The sequence below is a fragment of the Cupriavidus sp. FW306-1B-F12B genome (genome assembly GCF_058781795.1).
This window is the reverse complement of record NZ_JBYSXC010000001.1, coordinates 418866-432640: the sequence shown is the minus strand read 5'-3', so window position 1 is coordinate 432640 and position 13775 is coordinate 418866. Positions and strand designations below refer to the sequence as shown.

The window sequence follows — 13775 nt, the reverse complement described above, 5'->3', positions numbered from 1 at the left end:
GGTACGGCTCAGCGCAGCAGCGCGGCGATGCGCTCGCGCTGGCCGGGATCGGGCATGCGGCCCAGTCCGGCGCCGAGGTTGTCGGCCATGTTGGGCGGCTTGGAGGTGGCCGGGATCGCCGCGGTCACGGCGGGATGGCTGACGATGAACTTCAGGAACAGCTGGGCCCACGAGCCGCAGTCGATATCGCCGGCCCACGGCGGCAGCGGGCGGTCCTTGACGGCGCGAAAGAGGCGTCCGTCCTGGAATGGCCGGTTGATCAGCACCGCCACGCCGCGTGCTTCACACAGCGGCAGCAGCGTGCGCTCGGCATTGCGCTCGGCCACTGAATAGTTGATCTGGACAAAGTCCACGCGCTCGCTGCGCACGATCTTCTCCAGCGCCTCGTGCGCGTCCTCGCGGTAATGGGTGATGCCCAGGTAGCGGATGCGGCCCTGTTCCTTCAGCTCGCGCAGCCAGCGCAGGTTGGCCTGCCAGTCGATCAGGTTGTGTATCTGCAGCAGGTCGACCTTGTCTACATGCAGGTCGGCCAGCGAGCGCGCCCATTGCGCCTGCGCGGGCGCGCCGGATTTGGCCGAGATCTTGGTGGCCAGGAACACCCGGCTGCGGGCGTTGGCCGCGCGCAGCAGGTCGCCGGTCACGGCCTCGGCGCTGCCGTAGCTGGGCGCGGTATCGACGACCGAGCCTTCGCTCTGCAGCAGCAGGCCCATCACCTCCGCCAGCGGCTTGCGTTCGTCGGCGCCGGTGCCGACGTTGAAGGTGTCGGCGGTGCCCATGCCGATCACGGGCAGGGCTTCGGTGGTGCCCGGGATATTGCGGCGCAAGGGGGCGGCGACGGTGGCGGCATGAGCCGGCAGCACAGGGCCGAGGCCGGTAGCGGCCAGGCCTGCTGCAAGGCTGAGGAAGGAGCGGCGGTCGATCGACATGGGATGGTTCCCGGCAAGTGACTTACTGGTTGACCTTAGGCTGCGGGCGGACCCTTGTAAACCGTTGCGTTGATCAGTTGCGCGACAAACTGATGCTCAACCCGGCGCTGTTGATGCTGGACGAACCGATGGAAGGCTCGGCGCCGATCATCATGCAGGAACTGCGGCGGGTGATCCGGCAACTGATCGGCCAGTCGGACATGGCGGCGATCGTGGTGGAACGGAATGCGCGGCTGGCACTGGCGATGACGCAGCGGGCGATGGTGCTGGACCGGGGAAGGGTGGTGCATGCGTCGGACAGCGCTGTGTTGCTGGCAGACAAGGCGCGGCTGGATGCGCTGATGAGTGTGGTCGGGGTATGACGTGGCCAAAAAAACGTCGCGAACCTGGTGCAGGTTAACCTGCCGGTCGCTTTCAGCAGCCAGTGCCTCGTTGCTGAATAGAGTCGCGGCGCTTCACGTGACCTAGTGAAGCTTGGGTCGATGCGCCACACCAAAACGCACTGACAAGTCGTTGAGACGTTGGTCCAGTGTCCATAGCCGTGCGCCTGGCGTGATCAAAGTGGAAGCCAGCAATGAGACATCCACCAGGCCGCAACCGAGTCCATGCAATTTTTCGTGCTCGATGAACGCCATTACCTCTGACAAGCTCGCTTGCCTTGCGGGCTGCAACAGCCCGATGTCACCGAGTGTCCGCGCACGCGGTGCCGGGGGCGTCCCGCAGGCTAGTTCAACCAGGACCATGGGGTGGGTCAGTGCTTGATCCGACACGAGCAGACTGACCAGTGCGTCATTGCGGTTCTTGAAATGATCCACCCACACAGAGGTGTCGACGAGCACGCTCATTTCGATTCGGGTTCGATGCGGCTACGTGGCACATCTTCCATGTCGGGAGCGGTGCCACCCAGCGCCGCGAGGCGCTTGGCTGCTTGCACCCGCACGAAAGTCTTGATTGCCTCACGAAAAAGATCAGATTTGTCCATGCCAGGGTCGGCTATCTCTAGTGCTTGTTCATAAAGGGCGTCGTCGATAGTGACGGTCGTGCGCATAGCATGCTCCTCGCCTCAGATTTGATGTTATGGTGCATCAAAAAAAGCATCTAGGCAAGGTTGCCTGCAGGATGGTGTGACGGTGACTGCCCCGTCACACCAACGAGCCGCTACAGCATCCGCTCCCGTTCGGCCAGCAGTCCATCAAGCTGCGCCTTCACCATGCCAAGCAGGCAAAGCGCGCTGAAGCAGCCCTCCGAGCGTTCGCTTTCGTGATCCAGAAGTACGAGAACGCCGTTAATACCAGCGCGAACCTGCTGCAGGCATTCGTTAGTCATTTCATCGATCGTCGTCATTGATTCCTCACTAGTGAGTGCGCGCCACTCCTTTCCACGTGAGGGCGGCGGGCCAGTCAACGAGGGTGGAAAGACCGGTCTGACGAGGTGGAACCGGCCAGCCTTGCGGCTGCCTCGCTTGGCCCGCCATGGAACCATGCGAGCACACAGGCGTTGCATGCTGCAAGCGCAACGCCTGTCCTCGTCAGACATCCGGGCTTTCCACACCCGATCATCGGTGATCCGATGACGCCACCAGTATTTGCTGTCGGTGCAGGGGAATCGATGAGAGATGTCGCATTTCCAGGGGCGGGCGAAGTTTGAATCCATGCAGCGGATCCAGAAATCGCCGACTCTTGAAAATGCGCGTGCGGCTTTCGTAGACCGCGCCCATGCCGTCGAAGGCAGCCACGGCCGGCCATGAAGTTGGGATGGTGGCGCAGGCAAGCCAATCCCGGTTGATACCGGGGCCTGCCGGGGCCGCCCGGCGCGCCCCCGGGGCGCGGGAGGTAACGCTCAGATCAGCGTGGCCAGGCCCAGCGTCAGCAGCAGCGCCACCACGGAGATGATGGTCTCGCAGACCGACCAGGTCTGGAAAGTCTGGGTCACGGTCATGTTGAAGTACTCCTTGACCAGCCAGAAGCCGCCGTCGTTCACGTGCGACAGGATCAGCGAGCCGGCGCCGGTGGTCAGCACCAGCAGTTCCGGGCGGGTGCCCGGCACGCTGGCGGCGATCGGCGCGACGATGCCCGCGGCGGTGGTCATGGCCACCGTGGCCGAGCCCGTGGCGATGCGGATCATCACCGCCACCAGCCAGCCCAGCACCAGCACCGACACGTTGGCGCCGGTGGCGACGTCGACGATGGCGTTGGAGATGCCCGAGTCGCGCAGGATGCGGCCAAAGCCACCGCCGGCACCGACGACGAGTGTGATGATGGCGGTGGGCGCCACGCACTCGTTGGTGAACTTGAGGATGGTCTCGCGGTTGAAGCCGCGCGCCTTGCCGAAGGTGTAGAAGCTCACCAGCGCGGCGATCAGCAGCGCCATCACCGAGTTGCCGATCAGCTTCAGGAAGTCGTTGGCAAAGGTCTTGGGCGTGGTGAACAGGTCGGCCCAGCTGCCGATCAGCATCAGGATCACGGGCAGCAGGATGGTGAACACCGTGATGCCGAAGCCCGGCAACTCGTGCGATGCCTTGACGCGCTCATCCTCTTCGGTGAACTGGTCCGCCAGCGGGTTGATCTCGGGCAGCTTGACGTAGCGGTCCATCAGCTTGGCGAACAGCGGGCCGGCGAGGGCTGCGGTGGGAATGCCAACGATCAGCGCGTACATGATGGTCTTGCCGATGTCGGCGCCATAGGCGGTCACCGCCAGCAGTGCGGCCGGGTGCGGCGGAATCAGGCCGTGCACCACGGACAGGCCGGCCACCATCGGGATGCCGACCAGCACCATCGACGTGCCGGTGCGCTTGGCCACGTTGAAGGCGATCGGCACCAGCAGCACGAAGCCCACTTCAAAGAACACCGGCAGGCCGACGATAAAGGCGATGGTGGCCATCGCCCAATGCACGTTCTTCGCGCCGAAGAAATCGATCAGGGTGTTCGCGATGCGCTCGGCGCCGCCGGACTCGGCCATCATCTTGCCGAGCATGGTGCCAAGGCCGACCACCAGCGCGATATGGCCCAGCGTGCCGCCGACACCGGCTTCAAAGGACTTGACGATGTCGCCCATCGGCATGCCAACGGCAAAGCCGAGCAGCACCGAAACGACCACGAGGGTAATGAAGGGGTTGAGCTTGAAGCGCGCGATCAGCACCACCAGTGCGATCACTGCGATCAGCGCATACACCAAGAGCGTGGTTCCGGTGACGGCACCCATATAGTCTCCTTGTGTGGAAAAAAGGCCGCTTGTGGCGGCAGGGGTTAGTTTTTAGTTTTTCCCCTCTTCCGCGGTTGGGAGAGGGGAGTACACAATCCGCAGGCAGCAGGCTCAGGCTGCCGGCTTCTTGTAGGCGATGCAGTCCACTTCGACCTTGCAGTCCACCACCATGCTCGACTGCACGCAGGCGCGCGCGGGCGGGTTGGCGCCGAAGTATTCCTTGAAGATCTTGTTGAACGAGGCGAAGTCGCGCGTGTCGTCCAGCCAGACGCCGCAACGCACGACGTGCTCGGGGCCGTAGCCGGCCTCGGCCAGGATGGCCAGCACGTTCTTGATGGCCTGGTGGGTCTGGGGCACGATGCCGCCGTCGATGACCTCGCCGTTGACCATCGGCACCTGGCCGGAGACGTAGAGCCAGCCATCGGCCGCGACCGCGCGGGCAAAGGGCATGTGCTGGCCGCCGGTACCGGTGCCGCCTTCGACGCCGAATCGTTTGATGTCCATGGGTACTCCTGGGATGTGTTGGATATGGGAAGGAAGGAGGGCAGCGCGCCGGTCAGGCGGCGCCGAACTCAGGCCGCGAGCCTCGCGGCAGGAACCGGCCGGCGCGCACGCCGGTGGTCTGGCGCTGCTGCCATGACAGCTCGCCGTTGACCCAGACCGCGGCAATGCCCTCGGCCGGTTGCATTGGATCGGTAAAGCTGGCCGCATCGCGGATGGTGGTGGCGTCGAACAGCACCAGGTCGGCCCAGTAGCCTTCGCGCACGAAGCCGCGCTCCTGCAGGCCGAAGCGCTCGGCGGACATGCCGGTCATCTTGTTGACGGCCACCGTCAGCGGGAACAGCTCGCGGTCGCGGGCGTAGTGGCCCAGCACGCGCGGGAAGGCGCCCCACAGGCGTGGATGCGGCAGCGGGTCGTTGGGCAGCCCGTCCGAGCCGACCACCGTGGCCGGATGGCTCAGGATGCGGTCGACGTCGGCGTCTTCCATGCAGTGGTAGACCGCGCCCGCGGGCATCAGCCGGCGCGCGGCTTCGTGCAGGTCGACCTGCCATTCGGCGGCGATATCGGCCAGCAGGCGGCCGCTCATTTCGGGCGCGCCTTCGGACCAGGTCACCATGATGTCGAAGTCGCTGGTGACCTGCTTCAGGTCCAGCGTGGAGGAGCTGGCGGTGTAGGGGTAACAATCGCAGCCCACCGGCTGCCAGCGCTGCGCGCCGTCGAGTGCGTCCAGCACCTCGGTGCTGCGGCCCCAGTTGGCCACGCCCGCGCATTTCAGGTGCGAGATCACCACCGGCACGCGCGCATGGCGGCCGATGCGGAAGGCCTCGTCCATGGCGTCGAGGATCTCGGCGAACTCGCTGCGCAGGTGGGTGGCGTAGAGCGCGCCGGCCTTGGCCAGCGGTTCGGCCAGCGCCAGCACCTCATCGGTCGGCGCGCTGAAGGCATTGGCGTAGGCCAGGCCCGTGGACAGGCCCAGCGCGCCGTGCTGCAGCGCTTCTTCCAGCTGTGCGCGCATTGCCGCGATTTCTTCCGGCGTGGCGGCGCGGTCGAAGCGGTCCATATGGTTGCTGCGCAGCGCGGTATGGCCGACCAGCGCGGCAACGTTGACCGCGGGCTGCGCGGCTTCCACCGCATCGACGTAGCTTTTGAAATCCGGGTAGCGGAAGGCGTCGGCATGGCCGAGCAGGTTCATCGGGTCGGGCGGCTCGCCCGCCAGCGTCACCGGCGCGGCGCTGATGCCGCAGTTGCCGACCACCACCGTGGTCACGCCCTGCGACAGCTTGGGCGTCATCTCGGGCTGGCGCACCACGTTGGTGTCGTCGTGCGTATGCACGTCGATAAAGCCCGGTGCAAGGACCAGGCCGTCGCCTTCGACTACATGCGAGGCGGCGTCGGGATCGATCGCGCCGGCTTCATCGAGGCGGGCGATGCGGCCGTCGCGCAGGGCCACGTCGGCCAGGCGCGCGGCGGCGCCGGAGCCGTCGATCAGGGTGACGCAGCGGATCAGGGTATCGAACAGGTGTGGCATGGTCAGTCTCCCAGCGGCTGGCGGCTGTCGGGGCCCCTGGCGGGGCCGCTTTCACCGCGGTGGGTGTCCAGCACGTACTTGAGCCGGCGCAGGCGCTCCTTGCTCTGGTCCGGCTGCAACAGCGCGCATTGTGTGGCCAGCACGTCCAGCACCATCAGCATGGCGTAGCGCGATGCCGACGGCTTGAAAATGAAATCCGTCTCCAGCGTGCGCACCGGCAGCAGCACGTCGGCACGCGCGGCCAGCGGCGAGCCCAGCGCGGTCACGGCCACCAGGCGGGCACCGTACTCGCGCGCGATATCGCAGCTGGCCAGCATCTCCGGCACGCGGCCGCTGGCCGAGAAGGCCAGCACCACGTCGTCGCGGCCCAGCGTGGCCGCCACCATCTTCTGCAGCAGGGCGTCCTGGTAGCTCGCCACCGGCTGGCCCAGGCGCGCCAGGCGATGGCGCGCCTCGTCGGCCATGAACGACGAGCCGCCGCCCATGCCAAAAGCGTAGACCATGCGTGCGCCAAGCAACAGGCGCGCGGCCTGTTCGATGCGCTGCGCATCCATCATGCCGCGGTTGACTTCGAGCGCGGTGAGGATGTCGGCGTGGATGCTGTCAGCGAGCGTGGCCGGGGTGGCTTCACCGGCGGGAACGCTGCCGGGCTGCAGGAAGCGCGCACCCACCGCGGTGGCCTGCGCCAGGCGCAACTTCAGGTCGCGCACGTCGCGGCAGCCGATGGCCTTGGCAAAGCGCGTCACGCTGGCCTCGCTGACGCCGGCCTTGCGCGCCAGCTCATTGATGCTGGCGGCGGCCGCGCCGGCCAGGTCTTCCAGCACCACCTGCGCCACCTTCTGCTCGGCCAGGCGCAGCGCGGGGCCGCGCTCGGCGATGCGGGTCAGGATGTCGAAGGGCGCGGTCATGGGCGGCAGGTCTGGTGTGAAGACGGGTTGGATCGAAATGTGACGGAAGCTGCAGTGTCCGCGGGCAGGGGCTATAACAGTGATTGGCGCACGTGGCGGATGCCAGTCGCGTGGTCCCGGCTAGCCCTTCCGGGCATCTGCGTGTTACTTTATAACAAGGATGAAATATCTTATTTTCAGGGCTATCATTACGTCAATCAGATTTTTTCAGGGTGATGACAAGCATGCATGAAATAAAGTATCAGGCCGGCGTGATCGATCCGCTCAACAAGGCGCTGGGCCGGATGGAAGCCCCGATCGCCCCGGATGCGGCCGGCCAGACCGGCTGGAACCTGTTGCAGGAAGAGTTGAGCCTGCCGGCCGCGGTGCTCTATGAAGACCGGCTTGCGCACAACCTGGAGTGGATGCGCCGCTTCATGAACGAGTACGGCGTGCAGCTTGCGCCGCATGGCAAGACCACCATGGCGCCCAAGCTGTTTGCGCGCCAGCTCGGCGCCGGCGCGTGGGGCATCACGCTGGCCACCGCGCACCAGACCGCTGCCGCGCATGCGCACGGCGTCAAGCGCGTGCTGATGGCCAACCAGCTGGTGGGCCGGCGCAATATGGAAATCATCGCTGACCTGCTGCGCGATCCGGATTTCGAATTCTTCGCGCTGGTGGACTCTGCCGCGCTGGTCGACCAGCTCGGCAAGTTCTTCCAGGAGCGCGGCCAGAAGCTGCAGGTGCTGCTGGAACTGGGCGTGGAAGGCGGGCGCACCGGCGTACGCGACGATGCGCAGCAGCAGGCCGTGCTGGACGCGCTGGCGCGCTGGCCGCAGGCGCTGTCGCTGGCCGGCGTCGAGATCTATGAAGGCGTGCTCAAGGAAGAAGCCGATATCCGCAAGTTCCTGCAGCGCACCGTGGCGGTGACGCGGCAACTGGCACAGGAAGGCCGCTTCGGCCGCAGCCCGGTGGTGATGTCGGGCGCGGGCTCGGCCTGGTACGACGTGGTGGCCGAGGAATTCGCGCGCACCGAGATCGGCGCGCCGATCGACATCGTGCTGCGCCCGGGCTGCTACCTGACGCATGACGTAGGCATCTACCGCGCCGCGCAGCAGCGCATCCTGGCCAGCAACCCGGTCGCGCAGAAGATGCGCGAGGGCCTGCTGCCGGCGCTGCAGCTGTGGGCCTATGTGCAGTCGATCCCCGAACCGGACCGCGTCATCATCGGCATGGGCAAGCGCGATGCGGCCTTCGACGCCGGCATGCCAATCCCGGCGCGGCTGTACCGGCCCGGCACCGAGGCGCCGGTGGACGTGCCCGCGCACTGGGAGGTCACCGGCATGATGGACCAGCACGCCTACCTGCAGGTCAAGCCGGGCGACGACGTTCAGGTCGGCGACATGATCGCTTTCGATATCTCGCACCCGTGCCTGACTTTCGACAAGTGGCGCCATATCCCGGTGCTGGACCGCGACATGCGCGTGATCGACATCGTGCAAACCTTCTTCTGAGGCAGACGGCCCCATGAGCATCGACATCCTGGCCTACGGCGAACCGCTGGTGGAGTTCAACCAGCAGCCCGACGATCCGTCGCGCTACCTGCAAGGCTTTGGCGGCGACACTTCCAACTTCTGCATTGCCGCTGCGCGCCAGGGCGCCAGCACCGGCTATATCTGCGCGGTCGGCGCCGACACCTTCGGCGAGCGCTTGCGCGCGCTGTGGACGCAGGAGCGGGTCGATACCCGCCATGTGCGCGTCGACCCGAGCGCGCCTACCGGGGTCTATTTTGTCTCGCACGACAACCACGGCCACCGCTTCGACTACCTGCGCGAAGGCTCTGCCGCCAGCCGCTACCAGCATGAGCATCTGCCGCTGGGCGCGATCGCCGCGGCGCGCTACCTGCACCTGTCGGGCATCAGCCTGGCCATCAGCACCAGCGCCTGCGATGCCGGGCTGGACGCGATGGAGCATGCGCGCAAGGCCGGCACCAAGGTCACGCTGGACACCAACCTGCGGCTGCGGCTGTGGTCGCTGGCGCGCGCGCGCGGCATCATGCGCGAGGCCCTCATGCTGACCGACGTGTGCCTGCCCAGCTGGGATGACATCACCGTGCTGACCGGGCTGGACGACCGCGACGCCATCGTCGACTACCTGCTGGGCTGCGGCATCGGCCTGGTCGCGCTGAAGCTGGGCGAAGAGGGCTCCTATGTGGCCACGCCAGAGTCGCGCGCGCTGGTGCCGCCTTATCCGGTCGAGCCGGTCGATGCCACCGGCGCGGGCGACTGCTTCGGCGGCAGCTTTGTTGCGCGCCTGGCCGCGGGTGCCGATCCGTTCGAGGCGGCGCGCTATGCCAACGTGGCGGCGGCGCTGTCTACCACCGGTTACGGCGCGGTGGCGCCGATCCCCGACGCCCAGACCGTGCTGGGCCGGCTGGCGCAGTCGGTGTCAGTGATCGCATGATCCCGTTGGCCTGAACTCCTGCTTCCCTGAAACCCTGCTTCTGCACTTCCTATTCCGAGACAGCCATGCAAAACCAGACTTCCCCGCTGCTTCAACGCCTTGCCGACGTGCCGGTGATCCCGGTGCTGGAATTCCACTCGGTCGACGAGGCCCTGCACGTCAGCGAGGCGCTGGTCACCGGCGGCTTGCCGCTGCTTGAGATCACGCTGCGTACGCCGGTGGCACTGGAAGCGATCAAGGCGGTGGCGGCAGCCTTGCCGCAGGCCTGCGTCGGTGCCGGCACGGTGCTGAACGTCGAGCAGCTGCACGCCGTGCGCGATGCGGGCGCACAGTTTGCCGTCTCGCCCGGCCTGACCCCGGCGCTGGCCGAGGGCGCGCACGGCGCCGGCATCTCGCTGCTGCCGGGCGTGGCCACTGCCAGTGAGGCGATGGCGGCGCTGGAAGCCGGCTTCACCTTCCTCAAGTTCTTCCCGGCGCAGGCAGCGGGCGGCGTGCCGATGCTGAAGTCGCTGGGCGGCCCGCTGCCGCAGCTGCGCTTCTGCCCGACCGGCGGCATCGACGCCGCGCTGGCGCCGACCTACCTGGCGCTGCCGAACGTGGTGTGCGTGGGCGGTTCGTGGGTGGTGCCCAAGGACGCGGTCGCCAGCGGCGACTGGGGCCGCATCCGCACGCTGGCCGAGCAGGCCAGGGCATTGCGCAACAAGCGCTGAGCAGCGGCAGCGCAAAGAGAAACGGCACGCCATGCGGCGTGCCGTTTTCATATCGACGCGGTCCGGGCCGCATCAGACTTGGGGGGCTGGCGGCTTACTTGTGACGGTCCGCCGAGCTTTCGAGCTTCTGGCCACCGCGCTGAATGTCCTGGCCGAGCCCCGCCATCGTGTTGCAGCCAGCCAACAGGGTGGCAAACAAAACGCACCAGATCCAACCTTTCTTCACGCCGGGCTCCTTTTGAGGATTTTAAGAATCGAGAGATTCAGGGATTGAGGGATTTGCGCCGATTTTACCGCTGCTGTGAGCGGGTTTGCCATCTGGTATGTGCCAATTTGTAAATCGTGCAACGGCCCGCAACGCCAGCCGGTACTCAGGCGTGGGGCCCCAGCAGCTCCCGGGCGCGCTGCTGGATTGCCGCATGGGTCTGGAGCAGCCAGGTCGCGGGGAATGGCTGCGCCAGCAGGTAGCCCTGCACGCTGTGGCAGCCCCAGGCCCGCACCGCCTCGAGCTGCTGGCGGGTCTCGATCCCTTTGGCACAGACCGACACGCCGGCGCTGCGGGCCAGCCTGCAGGCGGCGCGCAGGCTCTCGGCACGGTTGGCGGATTCGCCGGCCCGGGGTGCATGGCCCAGCCGGCGCGCGTCCAGCGTGACGCTGTCCGGGTGCAGCGCCGTCAGCAAGCGGCGGCAGCCCGGGCTGTCGTCGAAATCGCCGAGTGCCAGTTGCAGCCCGCGCCCGCGCAGCGCGGCAAAGCGGGCAATGATGTCGGGGTCGGCCGGCACGGCGCTGGCCGACACTTCAATGCACAGGCGGTTCGGCGCGATGCCGCCCGCGTCGAGGGCATGGGCCAGCGCCTCCACCATCTGCGGGCGGTGCAGCTGCGCGCTGGAGGCCAGCAGGGTGAATTGCAGCGGGGCCACGTTTTCGGCGGCGCGTACCAGTGGCAGCACGCTTTCCAGCAGCCAGCTGCCAATCCGGCCGACCAGCCCCAGCGACTCCACCGCCGGCAAGAAATCCTGCGGCGCCACGCGTCCCAGCGCCGCATGATGCCAGCGCAGCCGCACGGTGTAGCCGCTGACAACGGCGCTGGCGAAGTCGGCGCGCGGCTGCAGCTGCAGGCTCAGCTCGCCGCGCTCCAGTGCGTCGGGCAGGGCAGCCAGCAGGGGCGCGGTCGGCGGTGTGGCGGGCTTGTCGGCGCGTGCCAGGCCGTCGCCCCCCCGTCGGTCGACTTGCAGCATGGCGTCCAGGGCCTGCTGCAGGCTGCGTTCAGCCGGGATATCCGGATGGTCGGTGGCCACGCCGATGCTGCACGAAATAAACAGCTCGAAGCCCTCCAGCGCGAACGGCCGGGACAGCTCGTCGGCCAGCCGGCTGGCCACCGGGCCGGGGTCGGGCACGCCGTCCGGCAGCGCGGTAATGACCACCAGGTCTGCCGGCGCCATCCAGTGCATGATGGCGCCGGGCGGCAGCAGGCAGGCGATGCGTGCCTGCACGATGGCCTGCAGCCTGGCCGCGCGCCGGGGGCCCAGGGTTTCGCAGGCGCTGGCAAACCGGTCCAGGCGGATCGAGAGGATGGTCGCCGGCTGCCCGGTGCCGGAGCGGCGTGCGGCAAGCGCGGACACCAGGGCGGAAGGCTGTATCGCGCCCGCGGCCGCTGGCGCGGCGATGTCATCGGCATCAGGATGCATGGATGGTCTTGCGGACAGCCGGTTGATGGCCTCGCGATGTCCGCGTCTCCCCGGTAGCGGATTTGGTCGTTCGGCTGGCCGCTGGGGCGGCCGCCGGCGCTTGTCGTCAGGCCTTGGTGATCCAGCCTGCCACGGCCGCATGCGGGCCGCACAGGCCGATCATAAGCGAAGGGGAGGGGGCGGAACATTGCAAATTGCGCCAAGGTGACTTGGTCGCAACCTGCAACTTGATATGGATCAATATGGCCGTCATCGGCTGTGATCCAGGATTGACGCCACTGCCGGAATCAGGGCATCGGCGGATGGGCTGGCCTGATCAGCCGGTGGTCTCTTCCTCAGGTCCTTCCTGCGGGGGCAGGCGCGAGGCCAGCACCTTGTCGATGCGTTTGCCGTCCATGTCGACGATCTCGAAGCGCCAGTCGCCCCATTGCACGCTGTCGGCGATCTGCGGCAGGCGGCCCAGCAGCAGGAGCAGCATGCCGGACAGGGTGTGGTAGCGCTCTTTTTCTTCCTCCGGCACCTGGCGCAGGCCGATGCGGTCCTTCAGTTCCGGGATCGGGATCAGGCCGTCGAGCAGCCACGAGCCGTCGTCGCGCTGCACTGCCCATTCCTCGCCGGCGGCGTCGGCCTTGAATTCGCCGGTGATGGCCTCGATCAGGTCCTGCAGCGTGACCAGGCCCAGCACTTCGCCGTACTCGTCGATGACAAAGGCCATCTGGCCGCCGGAGCCGCGGAAATTCTCCAGCAGTTCCATGCCGGTCACGCTCTCGGGCACGAACACCGCGGGCTGCGCCGCGGCCTTCAGGTCGGCTTCTTCGCCGCGCAGCCGGCGCGCCAGCAACTGGCGCGCGCTGACCACGCCGATGATGTCGTGCATGCCGCCGCGCACGACCGGAAAGCGCGAGTGGTCGGATTCCTCGATGCGGTGCAGGTTTTCATCGAGCGTCTCTTCCACGTCCAGGTACACGACATCGCCGCGCGGCACCATCAGCGATGCCAGTTGGCGGTCGTCCAGCCGGAACACGTTGCGCACCATGGTGTGCTCGTGCTGTTCGATCACGCCGGCTTCGGAACCCTCGACCAGCAGCGCGTGGATTTCTTCCTCGGTCACACCCGGGCCGCGGTCGACTTTGGTGCCGAGCAGCCGCAGCACCAGCCGCGTTGAGCTGGACAGCAGCTTGACGAACGGGGTGGAGGCCACGGCCAGCCAGCCGATCGGGCGCGCCACCAGCCGCGCGATGGCTTCGGGGGCCATCTGGCCCAGGCGCTTGGGCACCAGTTCGCCCAGCACGATGGAAAAGTAGGTCAGGCCGGCCACCACGATGGCGGTCGCCACATAGCCGGAGGTGTTCGGCGACAAGCCGAAGCCTTGCAGCCAGAGGCCCAGCGGCTGCGCCAGCGTGGATTCGCCGACCACGCCATTGAGCACGCCGATCGACGTGATGCCGATCTGCACCGTGGACAGGAAGCGCGTAGGATCCTCGCCCAGCTGGACCGCGGCAATCGCGCCGCGGTCACCGTTCTCGATCTGGCGCTGCAGACGTGCCTTGCGGGCCGTGACCAACGCGATCTCGGACATCGCGAACAGGCCGTTGAGCAGAATCAGCGCCAGCAGTATGGCAATTTCCATCAGGGTGCGCGCCCTATGCGTGTGAGTTGAAAGCACCAAGCATACCATCCGCGCATGACGGCTCGGCGGTTCCCCGGTGCAGGTGATGGTGGCGCCTTCGCCTGGCGTGGCGATAACTAATGGAGATAGCTCGATACCTAATATTCAATAGATAGTTATCGTTGGCTGCGCCAGACTTCCGTCCATGGCAGCACCTGTGCCGCCTTCCGAACAGCCTGGAGCCTACAGGCGTGCGAATCAC

General features: G+C 66.9%; 14 protein-coding genes and 1 pseudogene. 4 read left to right on the top strand and 11 right to left on the bottom strand.

Annotated elements, in window-relative coordinates:
• Positions 1-8 precede the first annotated feature (8 nt).
• On the bottom strand, positions 9-926 hold the full coding sequence (locus AC3WLE_RS01925; protein WP_492318464.1) for an aldo/keto reductase: 918 nt from the start codon (positions 924-926) through the stop codon (positions 9-11).
• Positions 927-1015: 89 nt separating this feature from the next.
• Here AC3WLE_RS01925 and AC3WLE_RS01920 point away from each other — a divergent pair.
• A pseudogene (locus AC3WLE_RS01920) lies at positions 1016-1288 on the top strand (ABC transporter ATP-binding protein); the annotation flags it as partial.
• 102 nt (positions 1289-1390) lie between these two features.
• On the opposite strand, the gene AC3WLE_RS01915 reads toward AC3WLE_RS01920, so the two are convergent.
• From AC3WLE_RS01915 to AC3WLE_RS01885, 7 genes are all read right to left on the bottom strand, one after another.
• Positions 1391-1771: a type II toxin-antitoxin system VapC family toxin gene (locus AC3WLE_RS01915; protein WP_492318463.1), complete on the bottom strand. Its 381-nt coding sequence runs from the start codon at positions 1769-1771 to the stop codon at positions 1391-1393.
• Entirely contained in the window at positions 1768-1974 is a 207-nt protein-coding gene (locus AC3WLE_RS01910; protein WP_492318462.1) for a type II toxin-antitoxin system VapB family antitoxin, read from the bottom strand. The genes AC3WLE_RS01915 and AC3WLE_RS01910 overlap by 4 nt, the downstream gene beginning before the upstream one ends.
• Positions 1975-2084: 110 nt before the next feature.
• Positions 2085-2270, bottom strand: a complete 186-nt coding sequence (locus AC3WLE_RS01905; RefSeq protein ID WP_492318461.1) for a hypothetical protein — start codon at positions 2268-2270, stop codon at positions 2085-2087.
• 495 nt (positions 2271-2765) lie between these two features.
• Entirely contained in the window at positions 2766-4127 is a 1362-nt protein-coding gene (locus AC3WLE_RS01900) for a GntP family permease (RefSeq protein WP_492318460.1), read from the bottom strand.
• Positions 4128-4238: 111 nt separating this feature from the next.
• Entirely contained in the window at positions 4239-4631 is a 393-nt protein-coding gene (locus tag AC3WLE_RS01895; RefSeq protein ID WP_012355941.1) for a RidA family protein, read from the bottom strand.
• Positions 4632-4683: 52 nt separating this feature from the next.
• Positions 4684-6156 carry an N-acyl-D-amino-acid deacylase family protein gene (locus AC3WLE_RS01890; RefSeq protein ID WP_492351892.1) on the bottom strand — a complete coding sequence of 491 codons (1473 nt, stop codon included), beginning with the start codon at positions 6154-6156 and terminating at the stop codon, positions 4684-4686.
• Between the two features lie 2 nt (positions 6157-6158).
• Positions 6159-7064 carry a MurR/RpiR family transcriptional regulator gene (locus AC3WLE_RS01885; protein WP_492318458.1) on the bottom strand — a complete coding sequence of 302 codons (906 nt, stop codon included), beginning with the start codon at positions 7062-7064 and terminating at the stop codon, positions 6159-6161.
• A gap of 224 nt (positions 7065-7288) precedes the next feature.
• Here AC3WLE_RS01885 and AC3WLE_RS01880 point away from each other — a divergent pair, with 224 nt between their 5' ends.
• From AC3WLE_RS01880 to AC3WLE_RS01870, 3 genes are all read left to right on the top strand, one after another.
• Positions 7289-8557: an amino acid deaminase gene (locus AC3WLE_RS01880; RefSeq protein ID WP_492318457.1), complete on the top strand. Its 1269-nt coding sequence runs from the start codon at positions 7289-7291 to the stop codon at positions 8555-8557.
• Between the two features lie 13 nt (positions 8558-8570).
• Positions 8571-9506 (top strand): sugar kinase, encoded by a 936-nt coding sequence (locus AC3WLE_RS01875; protein ID WP_492318456.1) that lies wholly within the window; start codon positions 8571-8573, stop codon positions 9504-9506.
• A 65-nt stretch (positions 9507-9571) separates the two neighbouring features.
• Positions 9572-10216, top strand: a complete 645-nt coding sequence (locus tag AC3WLE_RS01870; RefSeq protein WP_492318455.1) for a bifunctional 4-hydroxy-2-oxoglutarate aldolase/2-dehydro-3-deoxy-phosphogluconate aldolase — start codon at positions 9572-9574, stop codon at positions 10214-10216.
• Positions 10217-10310: 94 nt separating this feature from the next.
• Here AC3WLE_RS01870 and AC3WLE_RS01865 read toward each other — a convergent pair whose 3' ends face one another.
• From AC3WLE_RS01865 to AC3WLE_RS01855, 3 genes are all read right to left on the bottom strand, one after another.
• A complete protein-coding gene (locus AC3WLE_RS01865) occupies positions 10311-10442 on the bottom strand; it encodes an entericidin A/B family lipoprotein (RefSeq protein WP_010814145.1) in 132 nt (43 codons plus the stop codon).
• Positions 10443-10587: 145 nt separating this feature from the next.
• A complete protein-coding gene (locus AC3WLE_RS01860; protein WP_492317173.1) occupies positions 10588-11904 on the bottom strand; it encodes a GGDEF domain-containing protein in 1317 nt (438 codons plus the stop codon).
• A 316-nt stretch (positions 11905-12220) separates the two neighbouring features.
• Positions 12221-13534, bottom strand: a complete 1314-nt coding sequence (locus tag AC3WLE_RS01855; RefSeq protein ID WP_492317172.1) for a hemolysin family protein — start codon at positions 13532-13534, stop codon at positions 12221-12223.
• Positions 13535-13775: the final 241 nt, after the last annotated feature.